The following is a 17,419-nucleotide window of genomic DNA, read 5'->3' on the forward strand; positions in this document are numbered from 1 at the left end:
TGCTATGTGTGAAATATAAAAAGCGATAGAAATAGTTTTTGCATGGAATTTAGTGTGAATTCTTGTGCGTGAAAAACTTAAATAAAAGAGAAGGCTACCCTGGCGGGTGGCCTTTTTTGCTTTATGGTTCAGATGGATTCATTTGAAGCCAGCTACAAATAAAATCTGCAATCTGCTCGGGTTGATTAATATCTAATTGCTTCACAGTGGTGTCTAGCAGTTCGTCACTTGCCAAAGCAATAACATATTTATCAATCAAATCTGTGTAAGGCTTCCCTACCGCTCTTCTATAGAGGGCAATTTTATTGATTGGCTCATGTTTAAAACCCTCGACCAATATTAGGTCAATAGTTGAAGCATCTAACCTGCTGGCAAGATAATGCAGATCCAATGGTTTTTGCTCCGGAGTTTCTGTCATTAACGCCCAACGGCAATCACTGGCAACCAGAGTCTGATGTGCACCCGCCTTACGCAGCTCATAACTATCCTTACCAGGCGTATCAATTTCCATATTGTGATGTGTATGTTTGATCAGACCTACCCGGATTTGTCGCTGTTGTAATAAAGGAATTAGGTTTTTGAGTAATGTTGTTTTTCCTGTACCACTGTATGCAGCAATCCCTAACAGTGGTGGTGTTTTGCGGCTCATAATTCCCCTCTTCTACTCTGCTTCCATAAGTCACAGTCTGCGGGAGTATTTAGGTTGCTGAATTGATCTCTTTGCCCACGGAATATTATGGGTTGAGCATTAACACTATCCAGAAATATCATTAGCTTGCGATCACCTTTCGCCAAATACTCCGCGAGCAGTGATTTCAGGCTAATATGTATTAGCGCTAATGTCGGGTGTGCTCGCTCGCCATCGTGAACATAAGCCGCTAGTGCTTGCTGCTTTCCTTGCCAAAGTTGAGATACTAAATTGCTTGGGAGAGCTGGAACGTCACAGGGAGCAAACACAACCCATTCAGTAGATGAATAGCTCAACCCTGCATGCATACCCGCCAATGGCCCAACAAAGCCGGTAATGATATCGCCAACGACAGGGATTCCACTTGCTTGATACAACTCTTGATTACGATTAGCATTAATAAGGAGATCGTTAACCTGAGGTTTTAATCTATCTATGACATATTGAAACAACGGTTTATCGTGAAGAAGAGTCAGTCCTTTATCATTGCCCCCCATTCGGGAAGAACGGCCTCCCGCAAGAACAACGCCTGTAATATTGGGCTGCATTTCTATCACTCCGTTGTATTCAATTGATAGGCGAATTGTATCTTTAAATCGTAGCATTGGTCAGGATTTACTTTTATTGACAATAGGCTATCTTTCCCTGTGTGAATATCCCTGTTACTTTGTCAGCATATTTTTAAATAGGATAAATTTGCTATGAAATGTCATCGTGTTAATGAACTTATAGAGCTTTTACATCCAGCCTGGCAGCAAGAACCTGATTTAAATCTGGTACAGTTTTTACAAAAGCTGTCAGATGAAGCTGGTTTTGAAGGTGAATTCTCGGATCTTACTGACGATATTCTTATTTATCATCTGAAAATGCGCGATTCAGCATCGACAGAAGCGATTCCTGGTCTGAAAAAAGATTACGAAGAAGACTTTAAAACCGCAATATTGCGCGCACGTGGCATCATTAAAGATTAGTCACACTCCTTGTCTGCGTAGATAGGGGCTTTGATGATACTATTTCTTATTCTCAGCGAGCCGCTGTCATTTATATAGACTGAATGTTGTTATGAACAGCTCTGCTTTTAATTTCCAGACATTGTCTCCTGACCTGATTATGGATGCCCTCGAAGGTGTGGAGTTGCGGGTAGATTCAGGTTTAACTGCACTCAATAGTTATGAAAACCGCGTTTATCAGTTTATGGATGAAGATCGTAAGCGATACGTGGTGAAATTCTACCGCCCTGAGCGCTGGAACAGCGAGCAAATTCTGGAAGAACATCAGTTCTCGCTTGATTTGGCCGAGTCTGAAATCCCGGTGATAGCCCCATTGCAGCTTGATGGGCGCACCTTGCATACCCATGGTGGTTTTTTCTTTACTGTTTTTCCGAGTGTTGGTGGGCGTCAGTATGAAATCGATAACCTTGATCAATTAGAGTGGGTTGGGCGTTATCTAGGCCGAATTCACCAGGTGGGCAGTGACGCTCTGTTTGTCGCTCGCTCAACGATAGGGATTGAGGAGTATCTGACAGAACCACGCCAGTTGCTGGCCAGTAGCGAATTGGTGCCAGCAAAACAGCGGGATAAATTTCTGGCAGCAACTGACCTGCTGATTAGCACCATCAAGCAGTATTGGCACACTGATTGGCAGTCATTGCGGTTACATGGTGATTGCCACCCAGGTAATATTTTGTGGCGTGATGGGCCGATGTTTGTCGATTTGGATGATGCCAGAAATGGCCCGGCGGTTCAGGATCTTTGGATGTTGCTACATGGCGAGCGCCGCGAGCAATTGATCCAGTTAGATATCTTGTTAGAGGCTTATGGCGAGTTTGCTGATTTTGATCAGCGAGAACTTGCACTCATTGAACCGTTACGTGCGATGCGGATGGTTTATTACCTCGCATGGGTTGCCAGACGTTGGCAGGACCCGGCGTTTCCTAAAAGTTTTCCGTGGATGGCGGAGTCTGATTTCTGGTTACAGCAGACTGCATCATTTACAGAACAGGTTAAGCTGTTGCAGGAACCCCCTTTGCAGCTGATGCCAATGTACTAAAGCTAAGATAATGGAGATTGTTATAGTATGAAAAATGTATGGTTAGCACTCGTTGGCATGGTGATGGCATTCAGTGCATCGGCTGCACAATTTACTGATGGCACTCAGTACCAAACGTTAAACAAACCGGTAACCGGTGAGCCTCAGGTTTTAGAGTTTTTCTCTTTCTATTGCCCTCATTGCTACCAGTTTGAAGAGGTTTATCATGTTCCTCAGGCAGTAAAAAAAGCACTGCCAGAAGGGACTAAAATGACCCGTTACCATGTTGAGTTCCTTGGCCCATTGGGCAAGCAACTGACTCAAGCATGGGCTGTTGCTATGGCGCTGGGTGTTGAAGAAAAAATCACACCGCTGATGTTTGAAGGTGTACAGAAAACACAAACTGTACAAACTCCGGATGATATCCGTAACGTCTTCATCAAAGCGGGTGTGAGTGGCGAAGACTATGATGCTGCATTAAACAGTTTTGTCGTTAAATCACTGGTTGTTCAGCAGCAAAAAGCCGCTGAAGATCTAGAATTACGTGGTGTGCCAGCGATGTTTGTTAATGGCAAATATATGATTAAAAACGATGGCATGGATACCAGTTCAATGGATACCTATGTTAAACAGTATGCAGATGTCGTTAAGTTCCTGCTGACTCAGAAATAATAGTATAAAAAGAGGGGCTGAATTTTATTAGCCCCTCTTTCAGTTATCGAATATTTGCACACTTCAAATCTGTTTCTATCTCGCTATAAAAACATCGCATTATCTAATGTAATAGCCATTTGAACGAGTGCCGACTTTTATTAGTCTTGATGTTGTTTTTGATTGATTTATCTATTTCAGTGATAGGTTACCATCAATATTTAAGGCACAAAAAGATAAAATAAGTTTGCGCGAAGGAATAAAAAATCTGTGTCGATAAATTTACAATAAGTAAAATCCACGGACCTTATGATAGTGACTGAATAAGTAATATCCACAATTCAGATAACGAATTAATGACAATAAAATAAGAAATCAATAACTATAACTATATGATTATTAAGATATAAAATATTACTCTATAAAAAAACGGCAAAAAGATATAATCTGCTCATGCTTTTACTCACAAAGTTATCCACAAGCTGGATCTTTAAGATCACAATGTAAAAATGCTCTCTTTCGCACAGGAATGGACGCTAAGATTCGTCTCTTGCTGCTAGCTATGGCATTCTTAGCGTCAGACCTTGCTGAATAAAGATGAAGAAACTCTATGGCCCAGATTGCAGAAAACCCATTAATCCTCGTAGACGGTTCCTCTTACCTCTATCGCGCCTACCATGCTTTTCCACCGCTAACCAACAGCAAAGGTGAGCCAACGGGGGCGATGTATGGCGTGTTGAACATGTTGCGCAGTCTGTTGCTGCAATACCGACCAAGCCATGTCGCTGTAGTTTTTGATGCCAAAGGTAAAACATTTCGCGATGAGCTTTTCGCGGAATATAAGTCTCATCGACCACCTATGCCCGATGATTTGCGGGCTCAAATTGAGCCGCTTCACCAAATGGTTAAAGCTATGGGGCTGCCTTTATTGGTTGTTTCCGGTGTAGAGGCTGACGATGTTATTGGTACTTTGGCACAAGAGGCTGAAAAAGCGGGTCATGCCGTATTAATCAGCACCGGTGATAAAGATATGGCGCAATTAGTTACGCCAAATATTACTCTTATCAATACAATGAATAACGCTATTTTAGGGCCACAGGAAGTGTGCGAAAAATATGGCGTTCCTCCTGAGCTGATTATTGATTTTCTCGCCCTGATGGGTGACTCCTCCGATAATATTCCGGGGGTTCCAGGTGTTGGTGAGAAAACAGCACAGGCTTTATTGCAAGGTCTGGGTGGATTGGACTCGTTATTTAGTAATTTGGATAAGATATCCACGCTGACATTCCGTGGTGCAAAAACGATGTCTGCTAAATTAGAGCAGAATAAAGATGTTGCCTATCTCTCCTATAAATTAGCCACGATTAAAACGGATGTTGAGCTGGATATAACTTGTGATGAGTTGAACGTCTCAGCGCCGGATGATGATCAGTTACATCAATTATTCAGCCGTTATGAATTTAAGCGCTGGCTTGCAGATGTAGAAGCCGGTAAATGGCTGGATGGTAAAAAAGACAGGCCATCGGCACAAGTCAGTAATAAGGCTTTTGTCGCGACAGAACCTGCACCTGTGGCTGAAGTGACGGCTGTGCTCTCACAAGAAAATTATCAGACTATCTTGGATGAGAAATCTTTAAGCGATTGGATTGAGCGGCTTAAAAAGGCAGAGGTTTTCGCTTTTGATACTGAAACTGATGGGCTTGATACCCTCAGCAGTAATTTAATTGGCCTCTCTTTCGCAGTGGCACCGGGTGAAGCAGCTTATTTGCCATTAGCGCATGATTATTTGGATGCCCCTGCTCAGCTTGATAGGGATTGGGTTCTGGCCCAGCTTAAACCCTTGCTGGAAGATGATAAGGCCATGAAAGTCGGGCAGAATCTTAAGTTTGATCAAAGCATGTTGGTACGTTATGGCATTGATTTACGTGGTATTGCTTTTGATACCATGTTGGAATCTTATGTTTTAGACAGTGTTGCCGGCAGACATGATATGGATAGCCTGGCGGAACGTTATCTTAACCATAAGACCATTACTTTCGAAGAGATCGCCGGTAAAGGTAAAAACCAACTCACCTTCAACCAAATTGCATTAGAGCAAGCTGGGCCTTATGCGGCAGAAGATGCTGACGTTACCCTACAGTTGCACTTGGTGCTGTGGCCGAAGTTACAGCAAAGTGAAGGGCTCAAACGGGTATTCCAAGAAATTGAGATGCCGTTACTGCCAATTTTGTCCCGTATCGAGCGAACAGGTGTATTGATTGACCAGAATATATTGGCGGCGCATTCCAAAGAGCTGACTATTCGTCTTGATGAGTTGGAAAAACAAGCGCACGAATTGGCTGAAGAGCCTTTTAATCTTGCCTCGCCAAAGCAGTTACAGGTCATTTTGTATGAAAAACAAAAACTGCCGATCTTGAAGAAAACCCCTGGCGGCGCGGCTTCAACTAACGAAGAGGTGCTGGCCGAGTTGGCGCTGGATTACCCTCTGCCGAAGGTTATTCTTGAGTATCGGGGTTTAGCTAAGCTGAAAAGTACCTATACCGATAAACTGCCGTTGATGATTAATCCGGTTTCCGGGCGAGTTCATACCTCTTATCATCAGGCTGTAACTGCCACCGGGCGTTTATCTTCCCGTGATCCTAACTTGCAAAACATTCCGGTGCGAAATGAAGAGGGGCGTCGTATACGTCAGGCCTTTATTGCGCCAGAAGGTTACCGCATCATGGCGGCAGACTACTCCCAGATTGAGCTGCGTATCATGGCTCATTTGTCGCAGGATAAGGGGCTATTGGCGGCATTTGCCGCAGGAAAGGATATTCACCGCGCAACAGCGGCTGAAGTGTTCGGTTTACCTCTTGAAAAGGTCACTAATGAACAGCGCCGTAGTGCGAAAGCCATCAACTTTGGTCTGATTTATGGCATGAGTGCATTTGGTTTGGCGCGGCAACTGAATATTCCTCGTGGAGAAGCTCAGCGCTATATGGATCTCTATTTTGAGCGCTATCCGGGCGTGTTGGAATATATGGAGCGCACTCGCAAACAAGCCGCTGAACAAGGTTATGTCACGACCCTGGATGGCCGTCGTCTCTATTTGCCTGATATTCACTCACGTAATGCAACTCGTCGTAAAGCGGCTGAACGTGAAGCTATCAATGCGCCGATGCAAGGGACCGCCGCTGATATTATTAAGCGTGCAATGATTGCGGTGGATGCCTGGTTACAGCAAGAAGCTGAGCCTCTGGTGCGGGTCATCATGCAAGTACACGATGAATTAGTCTTTGAAGTGCATGAGAGTGTATTGGAAAGCGCCGAACAGAAGATCCGAGAACTGATGGAACAAAGCATGCAACTGGCTGTGCCATTAAAAGTTGATGTCGGTGTGGGTTATAACTGGGATCAAGCTCATTAGTTGTATGGGTAAGTGGTGATAAATAAAGCATTTTATGTAATTAAGCTACATTTAGGCACGATAATGCGGGGATGAAGTGCGCTGAATCGTGACAATTTGTGTAACTATACAACAAAAAATTCTTTTGCCCTGCGAAAAAATGATGTAGAGTTACAGATGTAGGGTACAGAGGTAAGATGTTCTATCTTTCAGACCTTTTACTTCACGTAATCGGATTTGGCTGTATATTAGCCGCCCCAGTCATTTATTGACTGGGGCGTTTTTTATTGGGTCTTTGTCAGAAAATAAGCCAGAAAATGGGCGAAATATTGACTGGTAGAAAAGCGTCGTTGGGGGGTTACCGCAAAGAATTGCCGAGGGATATGACTGTCACTACTGAAGTAACAGCCCTTACGGGCTGCAAATGGCAACAGGCTATTCGCCTTCTTCGTCATACTCGTCAATCATGACTTCCGGCGGGATCTCGCTGAACCAGGTATCCAGTTTTTCACGCAATTTATCGACACCAATCTTTTTCAATGATGAGAACGCTTCAACCTGAATATCACCCATAAATGGGATGATAGCTTCCCGCACCATGTTCAGTTGGGCTTTGCGAGCGCCAGATGCCAGCTTATCTGCTTTGGTTAGTAACAGTAGAACTGGAGTTCCGACGGCGACTGCCCAGGTAATCATCTGCTGATCTAAATCTTTTAGCGGATGACGAATATCCATTAACACAACTAATCCTTTCAGGCAGTTACGTTTCTGTAAATATTCTCCTAGTGCGCGTTGCCACTTGAGTTTCATCTCTTCCGGGACTTCGGCATAGCCATAACCCGGTAAGTCGACCAAACGCACACCCTCAACCACTTCAAATAAGTTAATCAGCTGAGTACGGCCGGGTGTTTTACTGGTTCTGGCCAAACTTTTCTGACCAGTTAATGTATTGAGAGCACTCGATTTGCCTGCATTTGAGCGGCCAGCAAATGCCACTTCAATACCTTCATCACGTGGCAGATGGCGAATATCCGGAGCACTGATGACGAAGTGAGTCATGTGATAGTTAAAATTTCTGATAGTCAAAATTTGTCGTCTCCGTGAGAGATAGCTTACATGCAGCGATTATAACTGCATCGGGCCGAAAAAAGGGGGTTTATCTTTTATCCCTTTCTACCTGAAGTTGTAGAGGCCGAAGTTGTAGAGGGTTCGCGGCGCACTCTGATCTGTTTTTTTCCGTGAAATTGCAATTTTTGTGAGTTGGCGGTCATTGTCGGAAAAACTAATCGCTTATCATTGAATGATTGTTAAGAAAAACTTTATTAATAATAGGCTACACTTATCAGCGGTTAATTTGTTTTTATGATTATTTTTTTGAATAAAAACAAATGACTATTTTTTGTAAGCCATGGTTTTTAACAGTGCGGGATGTACTGGCAAGGAGCGTAATCACTTAGGAAGAGTGGGTTATGCTTAAGGAATGTAATGGATATACTGTGAGCCAGGGATGATACAGGGAGCTTATATAAAAGGATGTTTATGGACACAGGCCGGAGTGCTGGGTGAGTCACCTTCAGGGTTGGGGGGATGGCAAGGATGGCGAATTGCAGTAGGGAGAAACCGGGACGTTATATCAGTGCAGGGAATGCACAGTAAGGATATCCTTCCGCAGAAGGTGCGAAAAAAGGCGACAGGTTAATCTGCCGCCTTTTTTCTTTCTCTTCTTTCTGCTAGATTCCGGCCCAATCCTATACTCAATAAATTTCAAGATGCAGGAAAGCGGCAAGTAAGAGCATCTGCAACTTGGAAGATGACGGGTATATACTCAATCCGATCCCATACTCATTTAAGAGCACAGGTTATGAAGCAACCAAATAAAGCACCACGCGCTGACCGTGCGGCCCCGAAAGGCACCGCAACGCCAAAGCGTCATAAAAAAACCCGTGTAGAGCTTGATATTGAAGCCCGCGAGCGCAAACGTCAGAAGAGACACAGTGGCAATCGCTCAGGGGCGAGAACCAATGTTGAGGGTAGTAATAAAACGGGGTCAACTCAGGCTCAAGAGAAAGATCCGCGTATTGGCAGCAAAGTGCCTGTACCTCTGGTGGTCGAGAGCAAGGCAAAAGCGAAGCCAACCACTAAGCCAGTGGCCAAAGTTGAAGCTAAGCCACGCCTGACGCCGGAAGAAGAGCTAACCAAGCTGGAAAACGATGAGCGTTTGGATGCATTGCTGGACAGACTCGATAACGACGAAGTATTGAGCAAAGAAGATCAGGCTTATGTTGATCTGACGTTAGATCGTATCGATGCCCTGATGGAACAATTAGGCATTGAACTGGGTGACGACGAAGATGATGAAGAGCGCGAAGAAAAGCCGGAAGACATCTTAAAATTACTGAAGAGCGGTAATCCAAAAGATACATTTTAATCCATGCAGTGGGTGATCCCGATAATAGCCCTACTACTTACATGTTATCTATTGTGGTTATTGGGTAAACTATGGCGGCTGTCGCAACGAAGAAAACAGTTGCGCAGCGCTTCTGCGGCCAGACAACGAAAACATCTGCCCCTTAACCGGCCCGGTAAGCGAAAATATCGGAAGGAATGAACATGTCTGAAAACGCTATAGTTTGGGATCTGTCCCTGATTCAAAAATATAATTATTCAGGGCCGCGCTATACCTCTTACCCCACCGCCCTTGAGTTTAGCGAAGAGTACAATGAATCTGCTTTTCAGCAGGCAGTGAAACGTTATCCGCAGCGGCCTTTATCGCTGTATGTGCATATCCCGTTTTGTCATAAGCTCTGCTACTTCTGTGGCTGCAATAAACTGGTGACGCGCCAGCAACATAAAGCTGATGAATATCTGGCGGTCTTGGAAAAAGAGATCCGCCAGCGGGCGGCGTTATTTGCCGGTCGCCAGGTCAGCCAGATGCATTGGGGCGGCGGCACGCCCACTTATCTGAATAAAACACAAATCACTCATTTGATGAATCTGTTGCGTGAAAACTTTGATTTTCTGCCCGGCGCAGAGCAGTCAATTGAAGTCGATCCGCGTGAAATTGAGCTGGATGTACTCGACCATCTGCGTGCTGAAGGGTTTAATCGCCTGAGCATGGGGGTGCAGGATTTCAATAAAGAGGTTCAACGGCTGGTTAACCGTGAGCAAGATGAAGATTTTATCTTTGCACTGATTGCCCGCGCTAAGGCGCTGGGGTTTAACTCAACCAATATTGATTTGATTTATGGTTTGCCAAAACAGACGCCAGAAAGTTTTGCTTTTACCCTCAAGCGAGTAGCAGAACTCAACCCTGATCGCTTGAGTGTATTTAATTATGCCCATTTGCCAAGTCTGTTTGCCGCACAGCGTAAAATTAAAGATGCGGATTTACCAAGTGCCGAGCAGCGACTGGATATTTTGCAACATACCATCAGTTTCTTAACGGAATCTGGCTATCAGTTCATTGGTATGGATCATTTTGCCCGACCAGACGATGAGCTAGCGATTGCTCAGCGTGAAGGTAAATTACATCGTAATTTCCAGGGTTATACCACGCAAGGTGAGAGTGATTTACTTGGTTTGGGGGTTTCTGCCATCAGCATGTTAGGTGACAGTTACGCGCAAAATGAAAAAGATTTAAAGACTTACTATGCTGTTGTCGAACAGCGTGGCAATGCCTTATGGCGTGGCCTGACCATGACTGAAGATGATTGCTTGCGCCGCGACGTGATTAAGACACTGATTTGTAACTTCCAAATCAGCTATCAGCCGATTGAACAGCATTATGGTATTCATTTCGCTGATTATTTTGCTGAAGATTTTGAGTTGCTCGCCCCCTTTGAACAAGATGGGCTGGTGGAGCGGGGTGATAAGAGTATCCGTGTAACTCCGCGCGGGCGTTTACTCATTCGCAATATTTGTATGTGTTTCGATATTTATTTACGAAAACAGGCACGCAAGCAGCAGTTCTCCCGCGTGATCTAATAAAGTCACCCTCAGTGATGAGGGTGATCGCTAAATAAAATTTATTCCATTCCCAATTCTTTCAATTTACGCGTTAACGTATTTCGACCCCAGCCTAACAGACGGGCTGCTTCCTGTTTGTGTCCTTGGGTATGACGTAATGCGGTGGTTAACAGCGTGCGCTCCATTTCTGGTTGCGCTTCTGACAGTAAGTCCTGATGACCAGACCGTAATGCCCGATCTGCCCATTGCGCCAGTAATGTCGACCAATTATCCGGCATCCGTTGGCCGGAAGCATCTGGTGTGCTGGTTTCAAACAGCTCAGAAGGTAAGTCCTGAACCAGTACTTCTTGCCCGGCAGCCATCACGGTCAACCAACGGCAGGTATTTTCCAGTTGGCGTACGTTTCCCGGCCAAGGCAGGCGAGTCAGTGCAACTTCTGTTTCAGGATGCAGGTTCTTGGCTTCGACACCCAACTCTTTCGCGGCGACTTGTAAAAAGTAGCGCGCCAGACGAGGAATATCTTCACGGCGCTCACGCAGTGGCGGTAAATGCACTCGAATGACATTCAGACGGTGGAATAAGTCTTCGCGGAATTTCCCTTCCTGAACCCGTAGCTCCAGATTCTGATGGGTTGCAGCAATGATGCGCACATCCACCTTGACCGGTGCATAACCGCCAACCCGATAGAACTGGCCGTCGGCCAACACGCGCAACAGGCGGGTTTGCACATCCAGCGGCATATCACCAATTTCATCTAAAAACAGTGTGCCGCCATCAGCTTGTTCAAAGCGGCCTTGGCGTACCTGATTGGCACCGGTAAATGCGCCTTTTTCATGGCCAAACAGTTCGGACTCAATTAAATCTTTTGGAATCGCAGCCATATTCAATGCGATGAAAGGGGCTTTGGCTCGAGGGCTATGGCGATGTAGTGCATGGGCCACTAACTCTTTACCCGTACCTGATTCGCCGTTAATCAGCACGCTAATAGAGGAGCGCGACAAGCGGCCAATGATGCGAAAAACATCCTGCATCGCAGGTGCTTCGCCGATGATATCAGCCGTCGGGCCACTGGCAGGTTGGGTGCGAGCGGGTTGTTGTTGCTCTTGATAATGGCTGATAGCCCGCTCAACCAGCGCGACCGCTTCATCAATATCAAAGGGTTTGGGCAGATAATCAAATGCCCCTTGTTGGTAAGCGCTAACTGCTGCGTCTAAATCAGAATGTGCCGTCATTATGATGACCGGAAGCATCGGGTGGCGCTGCTTAATTTGTTTTAGCAGTGCTAATCCATCCATGCCGGGCATACGAATATCGGATAACAACACATCCGGGGTTTGCGTGGCAAGCGCATCCAATACCTGATTGCCGGTATCGAATGTTGCACAGTTTAGGCCAGCTCCAGTCAGTGCGCGTTCAAGCACCCAGCGGATGGAGCTATCGTCATCGACGATCCAGACTATCCCTCGTTGCATAGAAACCTCACTGGCGAATAGGCAGGTAAACCGAGAATTCGGTATGTCCCGGCCAACTGTTAAATTCAATTTTACCCGAATGCTGATCGATAAGACTACGGGCAATGGACAAGCCAAGGCCCGTCCCTCCCTCACGGCCACTGACCATCGGATAGAACACGGTATCTTGTAATTGCGTTGGTACGCCTGGCCCATCATCTTCAATATCAATTCGCGCGGCCAAGCGGTAGCGCACGCCATGCAGTGTTATCTGAAATGCGGTGCGGGTACGAAGTGTTATTGTGCCGCCAGCTTCACCTAAAGCCTGTAATGCATTGCGGGTGATGTTGAGCAGCACTTGTTCAATTTGATCGGGATCGTGCGCCAGCTCAGGCAAACTGGGGTCATAATCACGGATTAACGTCACGTTATCCGGTTTTTCCAGAGAGACGAGTTGGCAAACCCGTTCAGCAACCTGATGGATGCTTTGTGTAACATGTTGACCAGGCCGCTGTGGGCCTAATAAGCGGTCAACCAAATTACGTAGGCGATCAGCTTGTTCAATGATGACTTTGGTATATTCCAGTAATGCCGGATCGGGCAGGGCTTTTGACAATAATTGTGCCGCCCCTCGTAAACCACCTAATGGATTCTTGATTTCGTGCGCCAGCCCACGAACCAAATCACGTGCAGCGATTTGTTGTGCATGCTGTAGTTGCTCTTGGCTTAAGCGACGCTGATTATCCATCGGAGCCATTTCCAGTAGTATAAAACCCTCTGGCAATGACTGTGCGGTGAGCGATAAAATATGTGCCCGACCATCAACCACCAATGTCACTTCGTTATCGGTAAAACCTTGGCCCGACTCCAGACTCTCCCTCATCAGCTCAATATTCAGAGAAAAATAGCCTAATAATTCGGGGAGTGGTGTACCAAAAAGTTTACGAGAGCTTTGCGCCAGAAGTTGCTGGGCCGCGGGGTTGGCATAATGAATAGCCAGAGAATCATCTAATAGCAGAATGCTATTAATGAGAGAATTGAGGATCTGCCCAGCATCGGGCAGCGTGCCTGTTGCCATTACGCAGACTCCTGCACATTTTTGGTGCATTAATCCTAGCGGTTCAGTCGCAACTGAGCCAGAGGAATGATGACGAAAACGAAAAGTGGAGAAAAAAGCCCATTATGAAATGGGCTAAAAGTTTCCACGGCAACAAAAAAACTAAAACTTAAACGCTGTAATACAATTCGAACTCAACTGGGTGCGGAGTCATACGAACACGGTCCATCTCTTCTTTACGCAGTTCGATATAAGCATCGATAGCGTCGTCAGTGAACACGCCACCACGGGTCAGGAACTCGCGGTCTTCGTTCAGTGCAGCCATTGCTTCGTCCAGTGAACCTGCAACTTTTGGAATTTCAGCTTCTTCTTCCGGTGGCAAGTCATACAGGTTTTTGTCCATCGCATCACCAGGGTGAATTTTGTTGATGATGCCATCAAGGCCAGCCATCAGCAGAGCTGCGAAGCACAGGTATGGGTTAGCTGCTGGGTCTGGGAAGCGCGCTTCAATACGACGTGCTTTCGGGCTGGCAACCACAGGGATACGGATAGAAGCTGAACGGTTACGGGCAGAATATGCCAACATTACCGGTGCTTCGTAGCCTGGGACCAAACGTTTGTAGGAGTTAGTCGTTGGGTTAGCCAAGGCGTTAATGGCTTTTGCGTGCTTGATGATACCGCCGATATAGAACAGCGCCATTTCAGACAGGCCAGCGTATTTGTCACCGGCGAACAAGTTAGTACCGTTCTTGGACAAAGACATATGGCAGTGCATACCTGAACCGTTATCACCGAACATAGGTTTTGGCATGAAAGTCGCAGTTTTACCGAATGCGTGTGCCACGTTGTGCACCACATATTTGTAAATCTGAATTTCGTCAGCTTTTTTGGTCATGGTATTGAAGCGAGTTGCCACTTCGTTCTGACCGGCTGTTGCAACTTCATGGTGGTGCGCTTCAACCACCAGGCCCATTTCTTCCATGGTCAAACACATGGTAGAACGCAGGTCCTGTGAAGAATCGACCGGAGGAACCGGGAAGTAACCCCCTTTGACTGCTGGACGATGGCCTTTGTTGCCACCTTCGTATTTGGTGCTGGAGTTCCATGCGCCTTCGATATCATCGATAGAGACGTGAGAACCACGGATGGTGCTACCAAAACGAACGTCGTCGAACAGGAAGAATTCTGGCTCTGGCCCAAATAATACGGTATCGGCGATGCCTGAAGATTTCAGGAATTCTTCTGCGCGCTTGGAGATAGAACGCGGGTCGCGGTCATAACCTTGCAGAGTGCCTGGCTCGAGGATGTCACAGCGAATAATCAGTGTGGAGTCTTCGAAGAACGGGTCCATAACAGCGGTGCTGGCGTCTGGCATCAGTACCATGTCGGATTCGTTAATGCCTTTCCAGCCACCAATCGAGGAGCCATCAAACATTTTGCCTTCTTCGAAGAAGTCAGCGTTGACCTGATGAGCTGGAATAGTGATGTGCTGTTCTTTCCCTTTAGTATCGGTGAAACGCAAATCAACAAATTTCACTTCGTGCTCATTCAGCATCGTCAAAACATGTTCAGCGGACATACTTATATCTCCTGGATTTGTCATAGTCGTCGTCGTGGAACGATTACCGTGTTATTCCCTTCGAACTTGAAGTTACAGGGGGAGTGGCTGCACTCACTTACCCGAATTACTTACCAGAGTAAGCTCATCGGGATTCATTCACTTGCCGCCTACCTGCAACACCAATTTCTTTGGGTATATGATGTTCAGTCATTCATGCTAAAATACATTGCGAAATCTATGCCAACTTTCCAAACCCCCCGTTTATGCCATATCATAGGGGTCTGCTGATATTCAGTATGCACCAGGATAGTTATATTGCACTATTTTGGTGCTTCATTTGCGCTGTTGGGCACTGTATTGGTGCAATAAGAGGCCGGAAGGCTATTTTTGCACCGTGAAAGGGATCACAAACACACCGCCGTTAGGTTGTTTATAAGAGAATTTTGTGATCTTGTTTAGTCCCTCGCCTAATACGTGTACAATAGCGCGCTATTTCTAAATGCCTGAGGCAAAAAAGCTGTGATCGAGAATCTGCGTAACATCGCCATTATTGCGCACGTTGACCATGGGAAAACTACCCTGGTTGATAAGTTGCTACAACAATCTGGTACGTTCGGTGAACGTGCTGAAGCAACTGAACGTGTAATGGACTCCAACGATTTGGAGAAAGAGCGTGGGATAACCATCCTCGCCAAAAATACTGCCATTAAGTGGAAAGACTACCGCATCAACATCGTGGATACCCCAGGACACGCCGATTTCGGCGGTGAAGTTGAGCGTGTAATGTCTATGGTTGACTCTGTTCTGCTGGTTGTCGACGCAATGGATGGCCCGATGCCGCAGACACGTTTCGTGACCAAAAAGGCTTTTGCTAATGGTCTGAAACCAATCGTGGTAATCAATAAAGTTGACCGTCCGGGCGCGCGCCCTGATTGGGTTGTAGATCAGGTATTCGACCTGTTTGTTAACCTGGACGCAACCGACGAACAACTGGACTTCCCTATCATTTATGCATCTGCATTGATGGGTATTGCTGGTGAAGACCACAATGATATGGCGGAAGATATGACCCCGTTGTATCAAGCCATCGTTGACCATGTGTCTCCGCCACAAGTTGAGCTTGAAGCTCCGTTCCAGATGCAGATCTCTCAGCTGGATTACAACAACTATGTTGGTGTTATCGGCATCGGTCGAATCAAACGCGGTAAAGTTAAGCCAAACCAGCAAGTCACTATCATTGATAGCGAAGGCAAAACTCGTAACGCTAAAGTCGGTAAAGTTCTGACTCACATGGGTCTGGAGCGTATTGAAGCTACCGAGGCTGAAGCTGGCGATATCATTGCCATCACCGGTCTGGGCGAGTTGAACATCTCTGATACCATTTGCGATGTAAGTGCTGTTGAAGCATTACCTGCATTGTCTGTTGATGAACCAACCGTAAGCATGTATTTCTGCGTTAACACCTCTCCGTTCTGTGGTAAAGAAGGCAAGTACGTGACTTCACGTCAGATCCTTGAGCGCCTGAACAAAGAGTTGATTCATAACGTGGCACTGCGTGTTGAAGAAACTGAAGATGCTGATGCATTCCGCGTATCTGGTCGTGGCGAACTGCACCTGTCGGTTCTGATCGAAAACATGCGTCGTGAAGGTTTCGAGCTGGCTGTATCCCGTCCTAAGGTTATCAACCGTAAAATCGATGGCCGTATGCAAGAGCCATTCGAAAACGTGACGTTGGATATCGAAGAGCAACACCAGGGCGCAGTAATGCAAGCCATGGGTGAGCGTAAAGGCGACGTGAAAGACATGGTTCCAGACGGCAAAGGCCGTATTCGTTTGGATTACCTGATCCCAGCACGTGGTTTGATCGGTTTCCGTACTGAATTCATGACCATGACCTCTGGTACTGGCCTGTTGTACTCCACATTCAGTCACTATGATGATGTGCGTCCAGGCGAGATCGGTCAACGTCAAAACGGCGTATTGATCTCTAACGGTCAGGGTAAAGCTGTTGCATTCGCATTGTTCAAACTGCAAGACCGCGGCAAACTGTTCATCGGTCATGGTACAGAAGTGTATGAAGGCCAAATCATTGGTATTCACTCACGTTCTAACGACCTGACTGTAAACTGCTTGACCGGTAAGCAACTGACCAACATGCGTGCATCGGGTACTGATGAAGCAACCACGCTGGTTCCTTTCCTGAAGAAAACTCTGGAACAGGCTCTGGAATTCATTGATGACGATGAATTGGTTGAAGTTACCCCGCAATCGATCCGTATCCGTAAGCGTCACCTGACGGAAAACGATCGTAAGCGTGCAAGTCGTGGTCCTAAAGAAGATTAATTCTTCTTGGTTCCATTGATACTTAGGGCGCGAAAAGCGCCCTGAGTTCTATCCCTTTCGTCCTTGAAGCTGCAACTGTGTTAGCTTCGCTCACTCACCCGAATCACTTACTGGTCTTAGCCTTAAAAAATAAGTAAGCTCATCGGGATGAATTCACTTGCCGCTTAGTTGCAACTCCAATGCCTTTGGGGATACTTTTTATTTTTTACCGCTACGGTAAAATATTATTTTTCCTGACCGACCCCTCCTTTTTCTCCCTCTCTCTGTTCAGTTTTCTTTTTTCCCG

General features: G+C 46.1%; 13 protein-coding genes. 7 read left to right on the top strand and 6 right to left on the bottom strand.

The window, feature by feature from the left end:
• Positions 1-121: 121 nt before the first annotated feature.
• Positions 122-649, bottom strand: a complete 528-nt coding sequence (mobB, locus tag FTB31_RS20890) for a molybdopterin-guanine dinucleotide biosynthesis protein MobB (RefSeq protein ID WP_050076896.1) — start codon at positions 647-649, stop codon at positions 122-124.
• The gene (gene mobA, locus FTB31_RS20895; RefSeq protein WP_175628127.1) at positions 646-1,236 is read right to left on the bottom strand and encodes a molybdenum cofactor guanylyltransferase MobA; all 591 of its coding nucleotides are present in this window, start codon (positions 1,234-1,236) and stop codon (positions 646-648) included. Before mobA ends, mobB begins: the two co-directional genes overlap by 4 nt.
• 153 nt (positions 1,237-1,389) lie before the next feature.
• Here mobA and FTB31_RS20900 point away from each other — a divergent pair, with 153 nt between their 5' ends.
• The 4 genes from FTB31_RS20900 (at position 1,390) to polA (ending at position 6,776) form a co-directional block, all read left to right on the top strand.
• Entirely contained in the window at positions 1,390-1,659 is a 270-nt protein-coding gene (locus FTB31_RS20900) for a YihD family protein (protein WP_050076898.1), read from the top strand.
• A 91-nt stretch (positions 1,660-1,750) separates the two neighbouring features.
• Positions 1,751-2,737, top strand: coding sequence for a serine/threonine protein kinase (locus FTB31_RS20905; RefSeq protein ID WP_050076899.1), 987 nt, complete (start codon positions 1,751-1,753; stop codon positions 2,735-2,737).
• A gap of 27 nt (positions 2,738-2,764) precedes the next feature.
• Complete coding sequence (gene dsbA, locus FTB31_RS20910; protein WP_019080347.1) at positions 2,765-3,388, top strand: thiol:disulfide interchange protein DsbA; 624 nt, start codon at positions 2,765-2,767, stop codon at positions 3,386-3,388.
• 589 nt (positions 3,389-3,977) lie between these two features.
• Positions 3,978-6,776: a DNA polymerase I gene (gene polA / locus FTB31_RS20915; protein ID WP_227722142.1), complete on the top strand. Its 2,799-nt coding sequence runs from the start codon at positions 3,978-3,980 to the stop codon at positions 6,774-6,776.
• Between the two features lie 414 nt (positions 6,777-7,190).
• Here the strand turns inward: polA and yihA are convergent, their stop codons facing one another.
• Positions 7,191-7,841 carry a ribosome biogenesis GTP-binding protein YihA/YsxC gene (gene yihA, locus FTB31_RS20920; RefSeq protein ID WP_050076901.1) on the bottom strand — a complete coding sequence of 217 codons (651 nt, stop codon included), beginning with the start codon at positions 7,839-7,841 and terminating at the stop codon, positions 7,191-7,193.
• A 775-nt stretch (positions 7,842-8,616) separates the two neighbouring features.
• Between yihA and yihI the strand changes: the two genes are divergently transcribed.
• Both yihI and hemN read left to right on the top strand, forming a co-directional pair.
• On the top strand, positions 8,617-9,183 hold the full coding sequence (yihI, locus tag FTB31_RS20925; RefSeq protein ID WP_005175758.1) for a Der GTPase-activating protein YihI: 567 nt from the start codon (positions 8,617-8,619) through the stop codon (positions 9,181-9,183).
• Positions 9,184-9,365: 182 nt separating this feature from the next.
• On the top strand, positions 9,366-10,739 hold the full coding sequence (gene hemN, locus FTB31_RS20930) for an oxygen-independent coproporphyrinogen III oxidase (protein WP_227719329.1): 1,374 nt from the start codon (positions 9,366-9,368) through the stop codon (positions 10,737-10,739).
• Positions 10,740-10,780: 41 nt separating this feature from the next.
• On the opposite strand, the gene glnG is transcribed toward hemN, so the two are convergent.
• The 3 genes from glnG to glnA all read right to left on the bottom strand — a co-directional run bounded on the left by glnG (position 10,781) and on the right by glnA (position 14,808).
• Entirely contained in the window at positions 10,781-12,193 is a 1,413-nt protein-coding gene (glnG, locus tag FTB31_RS20935) for a nitrogen regulation protein NR(I) (protein ID WP_005165052.1), read from the bottom strand.
• Positions 12,194-12,200: 7 nt separating this feature from the next.
• Positions 12,201-13,250: a nitrogen regulation protein NR(II) gene (glnL, locus tag FTB31_RS20940; protein WP_050076905.1), complete on the bottom strand. Its 1,050-nt coding sequence runs from the start codon at positions 13,248-13,250 to the stop codon at positions 12,201-12,203.
• 148 nt (positions 13,251-13,398) lie between these two features.
• Positions 13,399-14,808 (bottom strand): glutamate--ammonia ligase, encoded by a 1,410-nt coding sequence (gene glnA / locus FTB31_RS20945; protein WP_050076906.1) that lies wholly within the window; start codon positions 14,806-14,808, stop codon positions 13,399-13,401.
• 501 nt (positions 14,809-15,309) lie between these two features.
• Here glnA and typA point away from each other — a divergent pair.
• On the top strand, positions 15,310-17,133 hold the full coding sequence (gene typA, locus FTB31_RS20950; protein ID WP_050076907.1) for a ribosome-dependent GTPase TypA: 1,824 nt from the start codon (positions 15,310-15,312) through the stop codon (positions 17,131-17,133).
• Positions 17,134-17,419: the final 286 nt, after the last annotated feature.

Origin of the sequence: Yersinia proxima (assembly GCF_902170785.1) — a bacterium.
In the GTDB taxonomy this organism is placed as follows: Bacteria; Pseudomonadota; Gammaproteobacteria; order Enterobacterales; family Enterobacteriaceae; genus Yersinia; species Yersinia proxima.